Annotated in this window: 17 protein-coding genes and 1 tRNA gene; 9 read left to right on the plus strand and 9 right to left on the minus strand. The window is 68.7% G+C overall.

Going from position 1 to position 17,868, the window contains the following annotated elements; genetic code table 11:
* Positions 1-108: 108 nt before the first annotated feature.
* Positions 109-1,899, minus strand: a complete 1,791-nt coding sequence (locus ACT9F5_RS12625; RefSeq protein ID WP_445120307.1) for an acyl-CoA dehydrogenase C-terminal domain-containing protein — start codon at positions 1,897-1,899, stop codon at positions 109-111.
* Positions 1,896-2,387, minus strand: coding sequence for an LEA type 2 family protein (locus tag ACT9F5_RS12630; protein ID WP_445120308.1), 492 nt, complete (start codon positions 2,385-2,387; stop codon positions 1,896-1,898). Before ACT9F5_RS12630 ends, ACT9F5_RS12625 begins: the two co-directional genes overlap by 4 nt.
* A gap of 156 nt (positions 2,388-2,543) precedes the next feature.
* On the opposite strand from ACT9F5_RS12630, the gene ACT9F5_RS12635 reads away from it, so the two are divergent.
* Entirely contained in the window at positions 2,544-4,967 is a 2,424-nt protein-coding gene (locus tag ACT9F5_RS12635) for a membrane-bound PQQ-dependent dehydrogenase, glucose/quinate/shikimate family (RefSeq protein ID WP_445120309.1), read from the plus strand.
* 84 nt (positions 4,968-5,051) lie between these two features.
* On the opposite strand, the gene ACT9F5_RS12640 is transcribed toward ACT9F5_RS12635, so the two are convergent.
* A tRNA-Phe gene (locus tag ACT9F5_RS12640) sits at positions 5,052-5,127 on the minus strand.
* 154 nt (positions 5,128-5,281) lie between these two features.
* Here ACT9F5_RS12640 and ACT9F5_RS12645 point away from each other — a divergent pair.
* The gene (locus ACT9F5_RS12645) at positions 5,282-5,719 is read left to right on the plus strand and encodes a DUF6491 family protein (RefSeq protein ID WP_445120310.1); all 438 of its coding nucleotides are present in this window, start codon (positions 5,282-5,284) and stop codon (positions 5,717-5,719) included.
* Here ACT9F5_RS12645 and ACT9F5_RS12650 read toward each other — a convergent pair.
* From ACT9F5_RS12650 to ftsY, 4 genes are read right to left on the minus strand one after another with little or no spacing between them, the layout of a single operon-like run.
* Complete coding sequence (locus ACT9F5_RS12650; protein WP_445120311.1) at positions 5,695-5,970, minus strand: oxidative damage protection protein; 276 nt, start codon at positions 5,968-5,970, stop codon at positions 5,695-5,697. The genes ACT9F5_RS12645 and ACT9F5_RS12650 overlap by 25 nt on opposite strands.
* A gap of 19 nt (positions 5,971-5,989) precedes the next feature.
* A complete protein-coding gene (gene mutY / locus ACT9F5_RS12655) occupies positions 5,990-7,060 on the minus strand; it encodes an A/G-specific adenine glycosylase (protein WP_445120405.1) in 1,071 nt (356 codons plus the stop codon).
* A 5-nt stretch (positions 7,061-7,065) separates the two neighbouring features.
* The gene (locus tag ACT9F5_RS12660) at positions 7,066-8,367 is read right to left on the minus strand and encodes a hypothetical protein (RefSeq protein ID WP_445120312.1); all 1,302 of its coding nucleotides are present in this window, start codon (positions 8,365-8,367) and stop codon (positions 7,066-7,068) included.
* Positions 8,368-8,384: 17 nt separating this feature from the next.
* On the minus strand, positions 8,385-9,767 hold the full coding sequence (ftsY, locus tag ACT9F5_RS12665) for a signal recognition particle-docking protein FtsY (protein WP_445120313.1): 1,383 nt from the start codon (positions 9,765-9,767) through the stop codon (positions 8,385-8,387).
* A 67-nt stretch (positions 9,768-9,834) separates the two neighbouring features.
* On the opposite strand from ftsY, the gene rsmD reads away from it, so the two are divergent.
* The 5 genes from rsmD (at position 9,835) to ggt (ending at position 13,641) form a co-directional block, all read left to right on the plus strand.
* Positions 9,835-10,521: a 16S rRNA (guanine(966)-N(2))-methyltransferase RsmD gene (gene rsmD / locus ACT9F5_RS12670; protein ID WP_445120314.1), complete on the plus strand. Its 687-nt coding sequence runs from the start codon at positions 9,835-9,837 to the stop codon at positions 10,519-10,521.
* The gene (gene coaD, locus ACT9F5_RS12675; RefSeq protein WP_445120315.1) at positions 10,518-11,021 is read left to right on the plus strand and encodes a pantetheine-phosphate adenylyltransferase; all 504 of its coding nucleotides are present in this window, start codon (positions 10,518-10,520) and stop codon (positions 11,019-11,021) included. The genes rsmD and coaD overlap by 4 nt, the downstream gene beginning before the upstream one ends.
* 25 nt (positions 11,022-11,046) lie before the next feature.
* Positions 11,047-11,547: a hypothetical protein gene (locus ACT9F5_RS12680; RefSeq protein WP_445120316.1), complete on the plus strand. Its 501-nt coding sequence runs from the start codon at positions 11,047-11,049 to the stop codon at positions 11,545-11,547.
* Positions 11,548-11,625: 78 nt separating this feature from the next.
* Complete coding sequence (locus tag ACT9F5_RS12685) at positions 11,626-11,874, plus strand: YfhL family 4Fe-4S dicluster ferredoxin (protein WP_445120317.1); 249 nt, start codon at positions 11,626-11,628, stop codon at positions 11,872-11,874.
* 21 nt (positions 11,875-11,895) lie between these two features.
* A complete protein-coding gene (gene ggt, locus ACT9F5_RS12690; protein ID WP_445120318.1) occupies positions 11,896-13,641 on the plus strand; it encodes a gamma-glutamyltransferase in 1,746 nt (581 codons plus the stop codon).
* Between the two features lie 38 nt (positions 13,642-13,679).
* Here ggt and ACT9F5_RS12695 read toward each other — a convergent pair whose 3' ends face one another.
* A complete protein-coding gene (locus ACT9F5_RS12695) occupies positions 13,680-14,387 on the minus strand; it encodes a hypothetical protein (protein ID WP_445120319.1) in 708 nt (235 codons plus the stop codon).
* A 138-nt stretch (positions 14,388-14,525) separates the two neighbouring features.
* Between ACT9F5_RS12695 and ACT9F5_RS12700 the strand changes: the two genes are divergently transcribed.
* Together ACT9F5_RS12700 and ACT9F5_RS12705 are read left to right on the plus strand one after the other, a co-directional pair.
* Positions 14,526-15,416, plus strand: a complete 891-nt coding sequence (locus ACT9F5_RS12700; protein ID WP_445120320.1) for an MBL fold metallo-hydrolase — start codon at positions 14,526-14,528, stop codon at positions 15,414-15,416.
* Positions 15,413-16,159 carry a TMEM43 family protein gene (locus ACT9F5_RS12705; RefSeq protein ID WP_445120321.1) on the plus strand — a complete coding sequence of 249 codons (747 nt, stop codon included), beginning with the start codon at positions 15,413-15,415 and terminating at the stop codon, positions 16,157-16,159. Before ACT9F5_RS12700 ends, ACT9F5_RS12705 begins: the two co-directional genes overlap by 4 nt.
* Position 16,160: 1 nt before the next feature.
* Here the strand turns inward: ACT9F5_RS12705 and ACT9F5_RS12710 are convergent, their stop codons facing one another.
* Positions 16,161-17,669 carry an aminotransferase class III-fold pyridoxal phosphate-dependent enzyme gene (locus tag ACT9F5_RS12710; RefSeq protein ID WP_445120322.1) on the minus strand — a complete coding sequence of 503 codons (1,509 nt, stop codon included), beginning with the start codon at positions 17,667-17,669 and terminating at the stop codon, positions 16,161-16,163.
* Between the last annotated feature and the right edge of the window lie 199 nt (positions 17,670-17,868).

Genomic DNA, 17,868 nt, shown 5'->3' on the forward strand with positions numbered 1-17,868 from the left:
GGGTCGGATCGTACCGACCGGGTTTCCGGAGTGGACCAAGCGCAATTTCGCTCTGTCGGTCTCCATTGGAAACCGAGCATATACCTCAATTGTTGCGATTTGGACCGTCTATTCGCCGAACTGTCCGGCATCCAGCGTCATCAGCGGCGCGGTCCCGCTTTCCATCGCGGCCGCGTGAGCCAGCGTACGGGGCAGGATCCGGGCGAAATAGAACCGCGCGGTCTCGCGCTTGCCGGCCTTGAAACCCTCCGGCTGGCTCGAGGCCTCGCTGGCGGCCACGCTGCGCGCCCACCAGTAGGCGAGGGCGACGTAGCCCGAGTACATCAGGTAGTCGTAGGCGGCGGCGCCGACCTCGTCGGCATCGGCCACGGCGCGCTGGCCGATCTGCATCGTCAGTCGCTGCCACTCGCCGGCCTTGTCGCGCAGCGGCGCGATGAATTCGGCGACCGCGGCGTTGCCTTCGTGCTCCTTGCAGAACGCCTCGACCATGCCGAGGAATACCTGCAGGCCGGCGCCCTGCAACTGCATGACCTTGCGCCCGAGCAGGTCGAGCGCCTGGATGCCGGTGGTGCCTTCGTAAAGCGTGGTGATGCGCGCGTCGCGGGCCAGTTGCTCGATGCCGTGCTCGGCGATGTAGCCGTGGCCGCCATAGCACTGAAGCGCGTGGTAGGTGCACTCCACGCCCCACTCGGTCAGGCAGGCCTTGACGATCGGGGTCATGAAGCCGAGCAGCGCATCGGCCTGCTTGCGCTCGTCGGTATCGGGCGCGTTGTGGGCGATGTCGACCAGCAACGCGGCGTGGTAGCCCATCAGCCGGCCACCCTCGACCAGCGCCTTGCAGGTCAGCAGCATGCGGCGCACGTCGGGGTGGACGATGATCGGGTCGGCCGGCTTGTCGGGGAACTTCGCGCCCGACAGCGAACGCATCTGCAGGCGCTCGCGCGAGTACGCCAAGGCGTTCTGCAGGGCGCGGTCGGACAGCCCGAGACCCTGCAGCCCGACCGCGAGGCGGGCGGTGTTCATCATGGTGAACATCGCCATCAGGCCCTTGTGCGGCTGGCCGACCAGGTAACCCTGGGCACCGTCGAAGTTCAGCACGCAGGTGGCCGAACCGTGGATGCCCATCTTGTGTTCGATGCTGCCGACGCGCACCGCATTGGCGTCGCCGACGGTGCCGTCGCGCGCGACCCGCACCTTCGGCACCACGAACAGCGAGATGCCCTTGCTGCCGGCCGGCGCATCCGGCAACCGCGCCAGCACCAGGTGGACGATGTTGTCGGTGAAATCGTGGTCGCCCGCGGTGATGAAGATCTTGGTGCCGGTGATCTCGAAGCTGCCGTCGTCGTTCGGCACCGCGCGGGTCTTCAGCAGCCCCAGGTCGGTGCCGCAGTGTGGTTCGGTCAGGCACATGGTGCCGGTCCAGCGGCCTTCGACCAGCGGCTTGAGGAATACTTCGCGCTGCCAGTCCTCGCCGTGGTGGATCAGTGCCTCGGTGGCGCCGTGCGACAGCAGCGGGAAGTTGCCCCAGGCCAGGTTGGCGGCGTCGATCATTTCCTTCAGTGGCACCCCGGCGGCGTGCGGCATGCCCTGGCCGCCGAAGTCGGGCGGCGAAGTGAGGCCGGCCCAGCCGCCGTCGACGTACTGCTCGTACGCCTGCCTGAAGCCGGGCGGGGTGGTGACCGCGCCGGTGGCGGCGTCAAAGCTGCAGCCGACCCGGTCGCCGGTTTCGTTGAGCGGCGCCAGCACGGTCTCGGTGAAGCGCGCGCCTTCCTCCAGTACCGCTTCGAGGACGTCGCGGCTGGCATCGCCGAAGCCCATGCGCTGGAATTGCGACTCGGCATCGAGCACGTCGAACAGGACGAATTGCATGTCGCGCAACGGCGCCTTGTAACTGCTCATCGCATCACTCCAGGCAGGCCGGGGGCGGGGCTGAGCACGCTGCCGCGCTCCATCTCGAACTGGCGCTGGCGCTCCTCGTCGGGGGTCGCGGTGAGCGTGCCCTGCAACGAGTAATCGATGCTCTTTCCATCGGCAAGGGCCTGGGCGACAGCGAACTTGGCCGCCGCCGCGGGCGCCAGGGCCACCGTCACCACGTCGGCCGATTCCGGCCCGATCGTCAACGCCGGCGAGGCCAGCAACGCGCCTGCAACGTGGTCCTCGACTTCGAGGTCGAGCCGCAACGAGTCGAAGCGCATCGGGATGCTGCTGAAGTTCTCGATCCGCAGGTCGGCCGACCAACTGCCATCGGCGCGGACGGTCAACTGCTGTATGCGCGCGGAAGGTTCGGAGACGCGCCGCACGGGGCCGCTGGCACATGCCGCCAGCAATACCGCGCACGCTGCCAATCCCATCCAGGTTTTCCAGCTTGCCCAGCGCGTGCGTGTCATTTGTCTGCTCCCCGGTTCGTGGCTGCGTCGGCGAGGATACTACGGCGCATGGAGGTGGCAGCCGGGCTGGCACCCCGGCTGGCACCCCGGTTGTTCGCCATGAGCCCACGGGCCCTGTGCTAGAACGCGACAGGTCCCCAGGCGGAGTGAACGGTCATGACGACGGAACATCACGCGGGCTGGTCCTGCCACTGGTCGTTGCGCGTATTCGGTGCGGTTGTCGCCGTGCTTGGGCTGGTACTGGCGGCGGGAGGTGGCTGGCTCGTCGCGCTCGGGGGTTCCTGGTACTACCTGCCGGCCGGCCTCGGACTGCTGGTCTCCGGGGTCCAGCTGATGCGTGGTCGGCGTAGCGGCGCTTGGTGGTTCGCCGCGGTATTCGTCGGCACGGTGCTGTGGTCGGCGTGGGAGTCGGGCCTGGATTACTGGCGCTGGATCCCGCGGCTCGGCCTGATGGTGGTGCTCGCGTTGGTGCTGGCGTTGTTGTTGCCAAGATTGCAGCAGGGCGCGTCGAAGACGATGGCCCGCGCGCTGGCGGTGGTACTGGGGCTGGTTTTCGTGGGGGCGTTCGCGCTGGCGTTCGTGCCGCACGGCTGGTTCAAATCGGAGCAGGCCGTTCCGCAGGCAGCTACGGTTGCACGGCCGCAGGCACCGCGTGCCGGCGATGTCGCGCAACCCAAGGACGCGCCGGCCGATGGCGACTGGGCCGCCTATGGCCGCAGCAATGCCGCGGGGCGTTATTCGCCGCTCGCGCAGGTCACCCCGGCCAACGTCGCGCAGCTCGAACGCGCCTGGAGCTATCGCACCGGTGACCTGCCGGACCACAACTGGGGCGCCGAGACCACGCCACTGAAAGTCGGCGACACCTTGTACCTGTGTTCGGCGCGCAACATCCTGATCGCACTCGATCCGCGCAGCGGCGAGGAACGTTGGCGCTACGACCCGCGCGTCGCCGACGAGGCGATTCCGTACACCGCCGCCTGCCGCGGCGTCGCGTACTACGAGGTTCCTTCCACGAGCGCCGTGACGCAAAACTGCGCCACCCGGATCATCGAAGGCACGCTCGACGCGCGCCTGGTCGCGGTCGACGCGCGCACCGGCCGGCCGTGCACCGGTTTCGGCGACAACGGCCAGGTCGACATCACCGTCGGCATGGGGCGCACGTACCCCGGCATGGTCTCGATGACTTCGGCGCCGACCATCGTGCGCGGCGTCATCGTCACCGGCCACCAGGTGCTGGACGGGCAACACCTCGACGCACCGTCCGGCGTTATCCAGGGCTTCGACGCGGTGACCGGTGAATTGCGCTGGGCCTGGGACATGGCGCGGCCCGATATCAGCGCGCTGCCGCCGGAAGGCGAGAGCTACACCCGCGGCACCCCCAACATGTGGACGACCGCCTCGGGCGACGAGCGACTCGGCCTGGTCTACCTGCCGATGGGCAACTCGGCCGTGGACTACCTGAGCGCCACGCGCACCGATCGTGAGAACACTTATTCAACCTCGCTGGTCGCGCTCGACGTGGCCACCGGCAAACCCGCCTGGCACTTCCAGACCGTGCACAAGGACGTGTGGGATTACGACCTCGGCTCGCAGGCGACGCTGGTGGATTTCCCTACGGCCAACGGCGTGGTCCCGGCGCTGGTGCTGCCGAGCAAACAGGGCGACATGTACGTACTCGACCGCCGCACCGGGCAGCCACTGGTCGGCGTCGAGGAGCGGCCGGTCCCGCAGGGCGGGGTCGAGCCGGCGGAGCGTTCGCCGACCCAGCCGTTCTCGCTCTACCACACGCTGCAGAAGCCGGAGCTCACCGAGCGCGACATGTGGGGGATCTCGCCGATCGACCAGCTGTCGTGCCGCATCCAATTCCACCTCGCCAGTTACGAGGGCATGTACACGCCACCGGTCGGCGACAGCCATTCGATCGAATATTCCGGCTACAACGGTGGCTCGGACTGGGGTGGCATCGCGATCGACCCGCGTCGCGGCGTGATCATCGCCAACTACAACGACATGCCCAACCACGTCGAACTGGTCTCGCGTGCGCGGGCGGATGAGATGGGCTGGGCGCCGCGCAGCGAAGTCCGCGGCGACATGGGTGGTGCCGAGGGCGCCGGCGACCCGCAGGCCGGCGCGCCGTACGCGGTCGACGTCAACGCGGGCTGGCGCCAGCCCTTCACCGGGCTGCTGTGCAAGGAGCCACCCTACGGTGGCATCCGCGCGATCGAACTGGCGACCGGCGAGACACTGTGGGACCGCCCGTTCGGCAGCGCCCGCGCCAATGGTCCGATGGGCATCCCGTCGCACCTGCCGATCGAGATCGGCACGCCCAACAACGGCGGTTCGGTGATCACTGCCGGCGGGTTGGTGTTCATCGCCGCGGCCACCGACAACCTGATCCGCGCGATCGACATCGAGACCGGCGAAACCGTCTGGCAGGACGTGTTGCCGGCCGGTGGACAGGCCAGCCCGATGGTTTACGAGGCCGACGGTCGCCAGTACCTGGTGATCATGGCCGGCGGCCACCACTTCATGGAGACCCCGATCGGCGACTACGTGATCGCCTACGCGTTGCCGCAATAGGGGGGCGCCACAAACGAAAAACCCCGCATCGGCTTGGACCGTTGCAGGGCTTGCGTTACCGCGATCACGACGACAGCCACCAAATGGTGGCCGGGGAGGGAATCGAACCCCCGACACGGGGATTTTCAATCCCCTGCTCTACCAACTGAGCTACCCGGCCACGAACACGACAGGCCGTGTGAGCAGCGGGATGATACGGGGGCCGAAGGGGGCTGGCAAGCCGAGCCGACGCTGAATGACGGTTTGCCCGGCGGCCCGCGTCCACGCTGGCAAGTGCATGATGTCGAAGTCACCTGACTCAACGGAGTTGAATCATGAAAAACATCCTCTTGGCAGTCACCGCCGTGGTCGCACTGTCCGCATGCGCGACCGGTCCGACGCTGTCGGACCAGCAGCGTCTCGCGATCCACCAGGCCCATGCCGGTGCACCGGTCAACAGCTTCACCCATTTCGGCAGCCTGCACAGTTGGGAACCGCTGGGCGATTCGGCGCTCACCGTGTGGGTGCGCCCCCAGACCGCCTATCTGCTGACGCTGACCAGCGATTGCCCGAACCTGGAGTACGGGCATGCGATCAGCCTTGGAGACCAGACGGGCACGGTGTTCGCGGGTCTGGACAACGTGATCGTGAGTGGCCAGAGCACGCCGATCCCGTGCCGGATCGAGAAGATCCAGCCGCTCGACGCGAAGGCGCTCAAGGGCGCCGAGCGCGAGGCCCGCGACGAGCTTCAGGCCTCTTCTGGCGGAACGTAACCGGCCGGCTTCTCGGCATCACCGCCGAACAGGAACTTCAGCATCTCGGCTTCGAGGAAGGCGCGATGCTGCGGGTTCATCGGTGACAGCCGGTTCTCGTTGATCAGCATGGTCTGGTGCGCCAGCCACGCGGCCCAGGCGGGCTTGCCGATGTGCGCGTACACGCGCTTGCCGGCGTCGCCGGGCCAGGGCACGAAATCCAGGCCTTCGGTTTCGCGCTTCTCGTATTCGCAATGGACGGAACGGGGCATCGGCGGGCCTTAGGGAAGATCAGCGGCGGGTTTCCAGCAGGCGACGGATCGGGGCGGGGATGCCCAGTGTCGCCAGGTCGGCGAACTCGACCCATCGCAGGTCGTCATTGTCGCCCGCTGCATCGCCCAGGGCGACGCCGCGCCAGCGACGCGGCAACAACTCCAGCTTGTAATGACTGAACGCGTGGGCGATCGCCGGCAGGCTTTCGGCGCCCGCGCGGTCGCCGCGCAGGTGGCGCTCGAACCAGTCATTGGCGGCAGCCTCGTCGTCGGTCTGCGGCAGCGTCCACAGCGAGGCCCAGATGCCGGCCGGCGGGCGTCGCTGCAGCAGCACGCGACCGCGGTCGTCTTCCAGCCAGAGCACCTGTGCGTGGCGTTGCGGGATGGCCTTGCCGGGCCGGGGCGTTGGCAATTCGGCGCAGCGGCCCAAGTGGTACGCGACGCAGTCGGCCTGCAGCGGGCACGACGTGCAGGCCGGGTCGGAGCGGGTGCAAAGGGTGGCGCCGAGATCCATCTGGGCCTGGGTGTAGTCGGCCATCCGGGTGTGGGGCAGGTGGCTTTCGGCGAGCGCCCAGAGTTTTTTCTCGACCGCCTGTGTACCGGGCCAGCCGTCGATGCCGTGGTAGCGCGCGAGTACGCGCTTGACGTTGCCGTCGAGGATCGCGTGGCGGTCGTCCCATGCCTGCGAAGCGATCGCCGCGGCGGTGCTGCGGCCGATGCCGGGCAACGCGACCAGCGCCTCGATGTCGCGCGGCAGTTCGCCGCCATGCAGTTCCACGCAGGCCCGTGCGGCGGCGTGCAGGTTGCGCGCGCGGGCGTAATAGCCGAGCCCCGACCACAGCGCCAGCACCTCGTCGAGCGGCGCGGCGGCGAGCGCGGGCAGATCGGGCAGGGCGGTGACGAACCGTTCGAAATACGGCGCCGCGGTCTTGACCTGGGTCTGCTGCAGCATGATCTCCGACAGCCAGACCCGATACGGCGTGCGCGGGTGCTGCCAGGGAAGGTCGTGACGGCCGCAGCGGTCGAACCAGGCGAGCAGCCGGGTGGCGAAGGTGTCGTCGCCGGCCGGTTCCAGGCGTGGGGCAGGGATCGCGTTCATGGCGCGTCCCCTCCATCGCCGAACTCGATCTCGAAGCCTTCGAGGGTCGCGCCGGAAATCTCCAGTCGCGGTGTCACCAGGGTGCCGTCCAGCGGTGGCAGCGGCGTGCCCGTGGCGAACTGGTCGAGCCAGTCGAGGATCCGTGGCAGGTGGAACCGGGCATCGAACCGGGTCGCGTCGCGCCGGAGTTGCAGCGCGGTGGCACCGGAAAGGTCCGCCGCGCCGCGGTAGTCGAGGACGAACGGCAGCGGTGAATCCGATTGGCCGACCGGTGGCGGCAGCGTCGGCCACGCCGATGGCCATTGCTGGATGGCGCCCTCGAGTCGCAAGGCGAGCTGGTCCTGCCAGGACAGCCGGCCGTGCGCTTCGAAATCCGGGACGATGCCATCGCCGCGCAACACCGCGCCCAACGGCGCGATCGCGAACCGGCCCTCGTGGTAACGCAACGGACCGGCAAGCCCGTACACGAATGGCAGTTCCTGACCGCCGCCGAGGTAGCGTGCGTCGGCGCCCAACCTGAAGACCTCGAGGCCGAACCCGTCGTCGCCATCGTGCAGCCGCCCGGACAACCGCAGTCGCATTGGCATGCGCCAATCCGGCGTGACCACGGTGGCAATGCCCGTCGCACCAAGCCCGGCATCCAGCGACGGCCGGGTCAGGGCGACCTGCAGGTCAAGCGGTACCGAGGTGTCGCCATTGACGAACCGTCCGCCGACGCGTGCCGCCAGCTTTGCGTCGGGTGCCAGTGACGGCAGGTCGATGCCGAGTCGTTCGATCGACCAGCCCTCGCCGACGACCTCGCCGCGTGCGATCCGCAGGCCATCGGTCAGCGTCGGGATGCGGATCTCGCCGCCGGGCGGTCGAGTGTCCTGCCAGCGCTGCAGGGCGGGGAGGTCGAGCCGGGGCGCATCGAGTTCGACCCTGCGCACAGTCAGGTCGGCAGTGCCGCCACCGGAACCCACCGCGCGCAACGTCGCCCAGGGCACCGACAGGTAGACGCGCCCAGCGGTAAGCAATGGAGTTTCAGCGCCGGGCTGGCGTACCACCAGCTCGCGGACCACCAGCCCCGGCGTGCCACGAAGGTTGTATTCGCTGGCGCCGCTGCTGCTGATTTCCAGCCCGAGTGCGGTGCCGACGCGGTCGAGGATCAGGCCGGCGACCTGGCTTGGCCGGGTCATCCAGTGCAGGCTCAACATCAACATCAGCAGCAGGGCGGCGCCGGCACCCTTGGCAATGACCAGGCGCCAGCGACGACGTTCCTGCCGTGGTGACTCGGTGGGTCCTGGCGTGGCGGCCACGCGTCCGGCTCCCGGCGCTAGGCGCCGAGCGACGGCGGCAGCAGCGCGTCGACGAACGCCCCGGCATCGAACACGCGCAGGTCCTCGGGCCGCTCACCGATGCCGGCGAAGCGGATCGGGATGCCGAACTCGCGGGCCAGCGCGAATACCACGCCGCCCTTGGCGGTGCCGTCGAGCTTGGTCACCACCAGCCCGGTCACGCCGACCGCGGAATGGAACTGGCGCAGCTGCGACAGCGCGTTCTGGCCGGTGGTGCCGTCGATCACCATCAACACTTCGTGCGGCGCCGCCGGGTCGAGCTTCTGGATGACCCGCTTGATCTTGCCCAGCTCCGCCATCAGGCCCTGCTGGGTGTGCAGCCGACCGGCGGTGTCGGCGATCAGTACCTCGATGCCGCGCGCCTTGGCGGCCTGCAGCGCATCGAACGCGACCGAGGCCGCGTCCGCGTTCTGTCCCTGGGCCACCACGGGAACGCCGTTGCGTTCACCCCACGCCTGCAACTGCGCCACCGCGGCGGCGCGGAAGGTATCGCCGGCGGCCAGCATCAGCGGCCGGCCCTCGTCCTTGAAACGCTTGGCCAGCTTGCCGATGGTGGTGGTCTTGCCGACGCCGTTGACGCCAACGGTCAGCAGCACGAATGGCTTGGCGGCCGGGTCGATCCGCAGCGGCACCGCGACCGGTTCGAGCAATGCCAGCAGGTCGTGGCGCAACGCGTCGAGCAATGCGCGGGCATCGGCGAACTCGCGCGCCTTCATGCGCCTGCGCAGCACCTCGACCAGGTCGGTGGTCGCCGCGACGCCGACATCGGCGGTGATCAGGGCGGTCTCGATTTCGTCCAGCAGGTCGTCGTCGAGCTTCGGGTGGCGCGAGAACATGCCGCCGAAGCTGCGGGCGAACAGGCTGCCACCAAGGCGCTCGCGCCAACCGGCTTTGTTGGCAGGCGCGGACGGCTGCGGTGACGGGTTGTCGATGGACGTCGGAGCCGCCCGGACAGGGGTTGCCAGAAACTCCGCCGCCGGTTCCGCCGGTTCCGGCTGCTCAACCGGGATTGGCGCTTCGAGCGGGGTTGGCTCCGCCGGCGCCGGCGCCGGCGCCGGCTCAGGCTCAGGAGCAGGCTCAGGCTCAGCAGCAGGCGGCGCGGCAGGCTTGGCTGCGTCGACGTCGACGTCGGCTTCGAGCGCTGCGGCCACGATTTCGGCCGGGATCGCTTTCTCGACGATGCCGGCCGGGTTGTCCCGGGTTCCGACAGCCGCCAGCGGTTTGTCATCCGCGCTGTCGTCCGAAGCATCGGCTTCGGCCGCCTGCGGAAACGCGGCTGCCAGTTCCTCGGTGCTGTAGCGCCGATCGGAGGGGCTCGAGGCGGGCTTTTCGGGCTTCTTGCGGCGGAAAAAACTGACCATCGAGTGAGGCGCTCGGAAACATGTTGGACAATGCGCGCATGCTAGCACTGGCCCCGGAGCCGACCCGATGAGGAAACCCGCGCCAGGCGCGTCGCTGAAGGGCCGTGGCGGAAGTGCCGGGACGACCGGCCAGGTGCGCCTGATCGGTGGGCGCTGGCGTGGCAGCACGCTGCCAGTGGCCGACTCCCCCGGCCTGCGGCCAACCTCCGACCGCGTCCGCGAGACCCTGTTCAACTGGCTCGCACCGGTGCTGCCCGGTGCACGCGTGCTCGACCTGTTCGCGGGCAGCGGGGCGCTCGGGCTGGAGGCACTGTCGCGGGGTGCGGCATCGGCGGCGCTGGTCGAACGCGAGCCCGGACTGGCCGCACGGTTGCTGGACACCACCCGCCGCCTGCCGGGCGGCGAGGCCGCCAGCGTGGTCCAAGCCGACGCACTCGCGTGGTTGCCCGCGCAGCCGCGATCGAGCTTCGATATCGCCTTCGTCGACCCGCCATTCGCGGCGGGGTTGTGGGACAAGGTGCTGTCGGAGCTGGAGCCCTTGCTTGCCGATGACGCCTGGCTCTACATCGAGGCGCCGTTGGCCGAGCGGGTTGCCATGCCGGCGGGCTGGAGCCTGCATCGCGAGGGCCGCACCCGCGAGGTCCGCTACGTCCTGTATCGGCGCGTGCGGAAGCCGCCGGAACCCGCCGCTGATACACTCGACGGCGACCTGGCAGGCCCGGACGGCCGCCGCAAAGAGCCTCGAACCGAATGACCCCGGCCCGCAACCGCATCGCCGTCTATCCCGGCACGTTCGACCCGATCACCAACGGCCACGTCGACCTGGTGGATCGCGCGGCCCGGTTGTTCGACCGCCTCATCCTGGGCGTCGCCGAAAGCCCGGCCAAGAGCCCGGCGCTGCCGCTGGACCTGCGCGTGAAACTTGCACGCGAAGCGGTGGCCCACCACCCGCACGTCGAGGTGATCGGCTTCGATTCGCTGCTCGCCCACTTCGTCGCCGAACTCGGCGCGGGGGTGCTGCTTCGCGGCCTGCGCGCAGTGTCGGATTTCGAGTACGAGTTCCAGCTGGCGAGCATGAATCGCCACCTCATCCCCGAGGTCGAGACGCTGTTCCTGACCCCGGCCGAGCAATACGGCTTCATTTCCTCATCGCTGGTACGCGAGATATCCCGCCTTGGCGGCGATGTCTCCGGCTTCGTGCCCCCGGCGGTGGCCGACGCGCTGCAGGCACAATGGCAGCGCACCCTTGCATGACCTTCCAGACAACACGGGGAACCTTATGAACACCACCACGCGCCTGCTGATGATCGCCCTGCTTTCGATGCCGCTGCTCGCCGCCTGCCAGAAGGAAGAAGCGCCCGCCGAGGACACGACCGCGGTGGCCGCGCCGCTGACCCGTCCGGCCACCAACGACGATGCAGAGTGGGGCGCCTACCTGTCCGATGTGGTGACCCGCAACATGGGCGAGATCACCCGCAGCCCGTACCTGTACTACCTGCCCGGCTCCGACAGCGCCGGCTTCGAAGGTGCCCGCGCGCGCCTGCAGGAAGAGGTCGAGATCGCCATGCAGCGCGGCATCGTCGAGGGCAACCTGATCGCGTTCGGCTCGCCCGAGTCGGCGATGATGGCCGACATCATCGTGAGCGCGTTCGCCAAGGTCGATCCGGGTTCGATGGACGGCGTGCGCGTGCTGTTCATCGGTGACGCCGCCGACAACGAGCGGGTCGAGGCCGCGGTGGCCCCGGCCGGGGTGGCTTATCAGTTCATCGAGGCCAAGTGACGCCCCGGGCCGCGCCCGTCCGCCGGGCGCGGCCTTGCCGGGTCGCCACCCCCGCGCGGGCGGGGGGCAGGTAAGTCCATGTCCCTCAAGATCAATGAGCTTTGCGTCAATTGCGATGTCTGCGAACCGGCCTGTCCGAACCAGGCCATCTCGCAAGGTGAAACCATCTACGTGATCGACCCGGCGCGCTGCACCGAATGCGTCGGCCACTTCGACGAGCCGCAATGCGTCGTCGTCTGCCCGGTCGAGTGCATCGATCCCGATCCGGACATCCCCGAATCCCACGACCAGCTGCTGGCGAAGTTGATGCGGCTGCAACAAGGTTGACTGCAACCAAAGGAGCACCCGATGCGCGTTGAGCTGAGAACGATCCTGCTGGGCGGCCTGCTGGCTTCCACCACGCTGCCGGGCTGCGCGGCGTCGCCGCCGGCGCAGGATGCCCAACCGGACAACGCGACTCCATCGACCACCGCGACGCCGCCGGGCACCGCGATCGCCAGCGGACACTCGCTGGCCACGGAGGCCGGGCTGGAGATGATCCGTGCCGGCGGCAATGCATTCGACGCTGCGGTCGCGGTGTCGTCGACGTTGTCGGTGGTCGAGCCGATCAGTTCCGGGCTTGGCGGTGGCGGGTTCTTCCTGCTGCACGAAGCCGGCAGCGGCGATGAGGTGTTCCTCGATGCGCGCGAGATCGCGCCGGCCGCGGCGACGCCGGAGGCCTATCTCGACGAGAACGGCGAGCTCGATCGCAACCGCGCGACCAATGGTCCGTGGTCGGCCGGCATCCCCGGGCTGCCAGCGGCGCTGGTGCTGCTGGCGCGCGACTACGGCAAGCTGCCGCTGTCGACCTCGCTGGCGCCGGCAATCCGGATCGCCCGCGACGGGTTCCCGATCTACGGGCGGCTGGAGCGGGGCTACGCACGCCGCGCCGAGGTGATGGAGCGTTACCGCGGCACCCGCGAGGTATTCCTGGCCGATGGCGACCCGCCGCAGGTCGGCGAGGTGCTGAAGCAACCCGACCTGGCCCGCACCCTGGGGCTGCTGGCCGAAAAGGGTTTCGACGGGTTCTACAAGGGCGACGTCGCCGACAGGCTGCTGGCCTCGGTCGAGGAGGAGGGCGGCCACTGGACCGCCGCCGAACTGGCCGGCTACGAAGTCCGCAAGCGCGAGCCGATCGAGTTCGACTACGACGGCTGGCACGTCGTCACCGCACCGCCGCCGTCGTCGGGCGGGGTGGCGCTGGCGCAGATGCTGCAGATCCTGGAGCCCTGGGACCTGGCCGACCTGGATGACGCCAAACGCACCCATCTGATCGTCGAGGCCATGCGCCGCGCCTACCGCGACCGCACGATCTACCTGGGCGATCCGGACTTCGTCGACATGCCGCTGGAGATGCTGACCGACCCGGGTTATGCCGCCGGTCTGCGCGCCACCATCCATCCGGACAAGGCGACCCCGAGCGACCTGTTGTCCGGCCAGCCGGTGCCGATGGAAGACGACGAGACCACCCACTTCTCCATCATCGATGGCGATGGCAACCGCGTTTCCGCCACCCAGACCGTCAACCTGCTATACGGCTCCGGACTGGTCGCGCCCGGCACCGGCGTGATCCTCAACGACGAGATGGACGATTTCGCGCTCAAACCCGGCACGCCCAACGCGTTCGGGGTGATGGGTTTCGAGGCCAATGCGGTCGAGGCGGGCAAGCGCATGCTGAGCTCGATGTCGCCGACCATCATCGAGTCCGATGACGCCGTCGCGATCCTCGGCGCGCCTGGCGGCAGCCGGATCATCACCGAAGTGCTGCTCGGCATCCTCGGTTATGACGCCGGACTCAATGCACAGCAGGTCGCCGCGTTGCCGCGGATCCACCACCAGTGGATGCCCGACGTGATCGCGGCCGAGCCGGATGCGCTGGACGCCCACACCATCAAGGCGCTCGAGGCGATGGGCCACGCCGTCGATGCCGGCGAGGGCACCTGGGGCAACCTGCAGACGGTGGAATGGGACAAGCGCAGCGGCGAGCTGACCGGCGGTACCGACCCGCGCAATCCGGTGGGTTCGACCGACGTGCTGCTGGAAACGGCCGACTGACCGCGCATTCCGCTTCCCGGCGGGTGTGCCGCGATCCCTCAGGGTTCGCCGTCCGGTGATGGTTCGGCGTCGGCCTGCTTCGCGGCGTCGACCCGGACCACGTCCAGCGATCCGACCGTGACGGTGCCGCCGCGGGAGCCTTCGAAGAACCGCTCGGCGCGCTCGTCCATCCTCTGCAGCATGCTGCTCGCGGAGCCTTTGCCAAGGCCTGCGATATAGACCGCAGAGAACGGATCGAACGCGAGCGAGCGCCGCAGGTCGCGGGTTTCGCGCTCGTAACGGGTCGCGGCACGCTTGACCGTGGATTCATCGGCATAGGTCGGCCACATTTCTGCCAGCAGGAGCTCGGCCTGCTGGCGTTCGGCCTTGCTCGAATGGCGCCGCGCGAACGCCAGCGCGGCGTCCATTTCGCGGTCGTCGCGTTCGGCGGCGAGCGCCATCCATGCAAGCCCCAACGGGCGGTTGACCGGCGTGCCGTCGCCCTGGAAATGCATCAGCCCGAGCACGTACTGCGCACGCTTGTGGCCCCACCCGGCGGCTTGCTCGAAGTAGCCGATCGCCCCCTTGGCATAGCCGTCGGCCTGCCGGTGGCCGCCAACACAGAAGTAGTAGTCACCGGGCAGGTAATGCTCCATCACGGCCGGGCAGCTCACCAGTCGTGGGCGTTCCGGCGCCGTCTGGGCGTTCGATGCCGGCATCGTGGCCAGCGCGGCCAGGGCGAGGGTCGTGGCTGCAAGCATCCGCATGGCGGCATCCTCACTACGGCGGTTGACGGGGGCATTATGCGCCCCGTCGCAACTGGCGGGTATCACGGTTTCATTGCGCCGCCCGATCGCCGATCATGGTCGGGACGCGGCCGCGGCTGCGAGTAGTTGGAGCCGACAATGAAACTCTGGTCACTGCTGGGCAACAGCCAGAAACTCGACGGCGGCGCTATGTTCGGCAATGCGCCGCGGGCCATGTGGGCGAAGTGGTCGCCGCCGGACGAGCACAACCGGATCGAGCTGGCCTGCCGCGCGCTTCTGGCCAGTCCGCTGGGCGGCAAGACAGTCCTGTTCGAAGCCGGCATCGGTGCGTTTTTCGAGCCGAAGCTGCGCGAACGCTATGGCGTGGTGGAGGATCGCCACGTGCTGCTCGAATCGCTGGCGGGCGCGGGTTTCAAGCCCGAAGACATCGACGTGGTGGTGCTCTCGCACCTGCACTTCGACCATGCGGGCGGTCTGCTCACGCCGTACGTCGAAGGCGAGACGCCGCGCCTGGTATTCCCGAACGCCAGCTACGTCATCGGTCGCGAGCATTGGCACCGAGCGATTGCGCCGCATCCGCGTGACCGCGCGAGTTTTATTCCGGAACTGCCGGGCCTGATCGAGGCGAGCGGCCGGCTGGAACTCGTCGACGGCGAGCGCTCAACGACGCTCGGCGATACCGTGCGCTTCCACTACAGCGACGGCCACACGCCGGGGCTGATGCTGTCGGAGATCGTCGGGCCCGAGATGGTCGACGGCCAGCCCCATGGCGGCGTGGTGTTCTGCGCCGACCTGATCCCCGGTCGGCCCTGGGTGCACGTGCCGATCACGATGGGCTACGACCGCAACGCCGAGTTGCTGATCGACGAAAAGAAGGCGTTCCTCGCCGACAAGCTGGAACGCAACGTGCACCTGTTCTTTACCCACGACCCGGGCTGCGCGCTGGCCGGTGTCACGCGCGACGACCGCGGTCGCTACCGTACCGTCCACGAGGTGGCCGAATTGCAGGCGAGGACGCTGGCGGCATGATCCGGCGGACGGCCTGGCGCGCTGGTCTCGCGGCACTTTTTCTGGTTGGCGGCATCGCGTATTCCCATGCGCAGGCACTCGCCTCGCCGGTGCCGGAAGGCGAACCACGGTCGGGCGGAGAACTGGATGATGCCGAATTCGGCGTGCGCACCGACCAGTTCGGGCTCGATCGCCGTGTCGAGATGTACCAGTGGCGACGGATTGGCGAGGACACCTACGACCGCGTGTGGAAAGCTGCGTGGATCGATTCCTCGCGTTTCTCCGCCGGCCATGAAAATCCGCCCCGGCTGCCGCTGGACAGCCATCGCTGGTGGGCGCCACGGCCGAGCCTCGACGGCAGGCCGCTGGACCCTGCGGTATTGAAGGCACTGGGCCGATGGCAAGAGTTCCGGCCCGGCTTCTCGCGACTGCCTGGCAACCTTGCCGCGACTTTCCAGCCCGAAGGGGATGGCCTGACCAGCTCCGAGAACCCGCTCGACCCGAAGATCGGCGACTTGCGGATCAGTTGGCGTGAACTGCTGCTGCCGCCGCTGGCGGGCGAGGTCGAGTTGCGCGGCGGCGTGTGGCGACTGGCGTCAGGGAACAATGCCACGGCGGCCGCAAAACCCGCGGCGCCGGGCGCGGACCCCGCCGCCGTGATGGTGGCGGCGGGGGAAGAAGGCGGCACGCCCTGGTGGCCGTGGCTCATCGGAGCGCTGGCCATCGTGGCCGCGGTCGTGGCGTGGCGCCGCCCGCGCCGCTGATCTACGCCGCCGCGGCCTGCTGCTTGCGCGGCCCTTCCTTCAGCGCACGACCGACCATGCCGACCAGCAGGTCGACCTCGGCGCTGGTCATGGTGAAGGTCGGGGTGAAGCGCAGCGAGTTGGCCCCGCCGTGGATCACGCCGATGCCGTGCTCGCGCAGCCATTCCTCGGTCGAGCCCGCGCCGTAGCACTTGAAGTCGCCCGACAGCTCGCAGGAGAACAGCAGGCCGGTGCCCTGGACCTTGGTGATCATGCCGCCGAGTTCGGCCTTGAGCTTCTCCAGCTTCTCGATCGCCTCGACGCCGCGGGCGCGGATGTTCTCGCGCAGCGCCGGGGTGACCTGCTCCAGCACCGCGCAGGCGGTGTCGAGCGCGCGCGGGTTGGTGGTCATGGTGTTGCCGTACAGGCCCTTCTTGTAGATCGCGCCGGCGCGCTCGCCGACCGCGAGCACCGACAGCGGGTACTGGCCGGCGTTGAGCGCCTTGGAGTAGGTCTCCATGTCCGGCGCCTCGACGTTCTCGAAGCCGGGGTAGTCGATGATCGACAGCACGCCGTTGGCGCGCAGGCCGGCCTGGATCGAGTCGACCAGCAGCAACGAGCCGTGATCGCGGGTCAGCTTGCGGGCGGCGTTGTAGAAATCGACCGGCACGCTGCGGCCCGGGTCGCCTTCGCCCATCACCGGCTCCAGGAACATCGCCTCGATGAACCAGCCGTTGGTGTCGGCATCGGCGAAGACCTGCTTCAGCGCGTCGATGTCGTACGGCTCGATCGCGATCACGCTGGCCTCGTCGCGGTAGCTGGCGAGGTACTTGAGGTAGGTCGCGCGGGTTGAGTCCGAGTACAGCGCCGGACGGTCGGTGCGGCCGTGGAAGCCGCCCTTGACCACCACCCGCTTGATCGCGCGGCCGGCATGCCTGCCGCCTTCATCGGTCATCACCTTGGCGTTGGTGTCGGCGATGCGGGCGGCGAGGGTGACCGACTCGGAGCCCGAGTTGAGGCACATGAACTTGCTGTACGGGCAGTCGCGGCCGATGCCGATCGCCTCGCGCAGCAACGCGTTGAAGCGCAGCTGCGACAGGCTCGGGGTCATGATGTTGGCCATCGCCTGCGGCTTGGCCATCGCCGCGATTACCTTGGCCGGCGAGTGGCCAAAACCGAGCATGCCGTAGCCGCCGGAGTCGTGCAGCACCGCGCCCTTGAGGGTCACGATCCACGGCCCGCGCGCGGTCAGGGCGACGTACGGGTTGACCGCGTCGTCCTGGTAGAAATTGATGAAGCCCGACTGCAGCGCCTCGACCTGGGCGGCCTCGTCGAGGTCGAGCAGGTCGGCGAACTGCTGCTTGACCCGGCCATGCTCGGCGACCGCGGCCTCGACCGCCTCGACCAGTTCCGCATCGCCGGCGAATCCGGCCAGGGTGGCGTCATCGAGGCCGACGGTGCGGCGCGCGCCGGCGTGGGCGCGCAGCGGCGCGAGCTTGGCGACGATGGCGTTGTCGTTGGTGCTGGACATGGATGTGGATCCTCCGAAGGTCGGGAAACTGTTTCGCCACCGCAACCGACGAAACCCGTTTTTCTTTTCGATTCAATAAGTTGCGTGATTCTATCATGCCGTTCCAGCGGCGATAACCCCCGCCGCGGCTACACTGTGCGGTCGCCGCGCAGCCGACCGGACACCGGGCGCGGGCGGTTTTACGGGCGCCGGCCCCATT

It is taken from the genome of Lysobacter sp. F6437 (assembly GCF_052547215.1).

What these genes read in the sequence shown, in the direction of transcription:
- ACT9F5_RS12625 (WP_445120307.1), bottom strand. Translation starts at nt 1,899, where the DNA reads ATGAGCAGTTACAAGGCGCCGTTGCGCGACATGCAATTCGTCCTGTTC.
- ACT9F5_RS12630 (WP_445120308.1), bottom strand. Translation starts at nt 2,387, where the DNA reads ATGACACGCACGCGCTGGGCAAGCTGGAAAACCTGGATGGGATTGGCA.
- ACT9F5_RS12635 (WP_445120309.1), top strand. Translation starts at nt 2,544, where the DNA reads ATGACGACGGAACATCACGCGGGCTGGTCCTGCCACTGGTCGTTGCGC.
- ACT9F5_RS12645 (WP_445120310.1), top strand. Translation starts at nt 5,282, where the DNA reads ATGAAAAACATCCTCTTGGCAGTCACCGCCGTGGTCGCACTGTCCGCA.
- ACT9F5_RS12650 (WP_445120311.1), bottom strand. Translation starts at nt 5,970, where the DNA reads ATGCCCCGTTCCGTCCATTGCGAATACGAGAAGCGCGAAACCGAAGGC.
- ftsY (WP_445120313.1), bottom strand. Translation starts at nt 9,767, where the DNA reads ATGGTCAGTTTTTTCCGCCGCAAGAAGCCCGAAAAGCCCGCCTCGAGC.
- rsmD (WP_445120314.1), top strand. Translation starts at nt 9,835, where the DNA reads ATGAGGAAACCCGCGCCAGGCGCGTCGCTGAAGGGCCGTGGCGGAAGT.
- coaD (WP_445120315.1), top strand. Translation starts at nt 10,518, where the DNA reads ATGACCCCGGCCCGCAACCGCATCGCCGTCTATCCCGGCACGTTCGAC.
- ACT9F5_RS12680 (WP_445120316.1), top strand. Translation starts at nt 11,047, where the DNA reads ATGAACACCACCACGCGCCTGCTGATGATCGCCCTGCTTTCGATGCCG.
- ACT9F5_RS12685 (WP_445120317.1), top strand. Translation starts at nt 11,626, where the DNA reads ATGTCCCTCAAGATCAATGAGCTTTGCGTCAATTGCGATGTCTGCGAA.
- ggt (WP_445120318.1), top strand. Translation starts at nt 11,896, where the DNA reads ATGCGCGTTGAGCTGAGAACGATCCTGCTGGGCGGCCTGCTGGCTTCC.
- ACT9F5_RS12695 (WP_445120319.1), bottom strand. Translation starts at nt 14,387, where the DNA reads ATGCGGATGCTTGCAGCCACGACCCTCGCCCTGGCCGCGCTGGCCACG.
- ACT9F5_RS12700 (WP_445120320.1), top strand. Translation starts at nt 14,526, where the DNA reads ATGAAACTCTGGTCACTGCTGGGCAACAGCCAGAAACTCGACGGCGGC.
- ACT9F5_RS12705 (WP_445120321.1), top strand. Translation starts at nt 15,413, where the DNA reads ATGATCCGGCGGACGGCCTGGCGCGCTGGTCTCGCGGCACTTTTTCTG.
- ACT9F5_RS12710 (WP_445120322.1), bottom strand. Translation starts at nt 17,669, where the DNA reads ATGTCCAGCACCAACGACAACGCCATCGTCGCCAAGCTCGCGCCGCTG.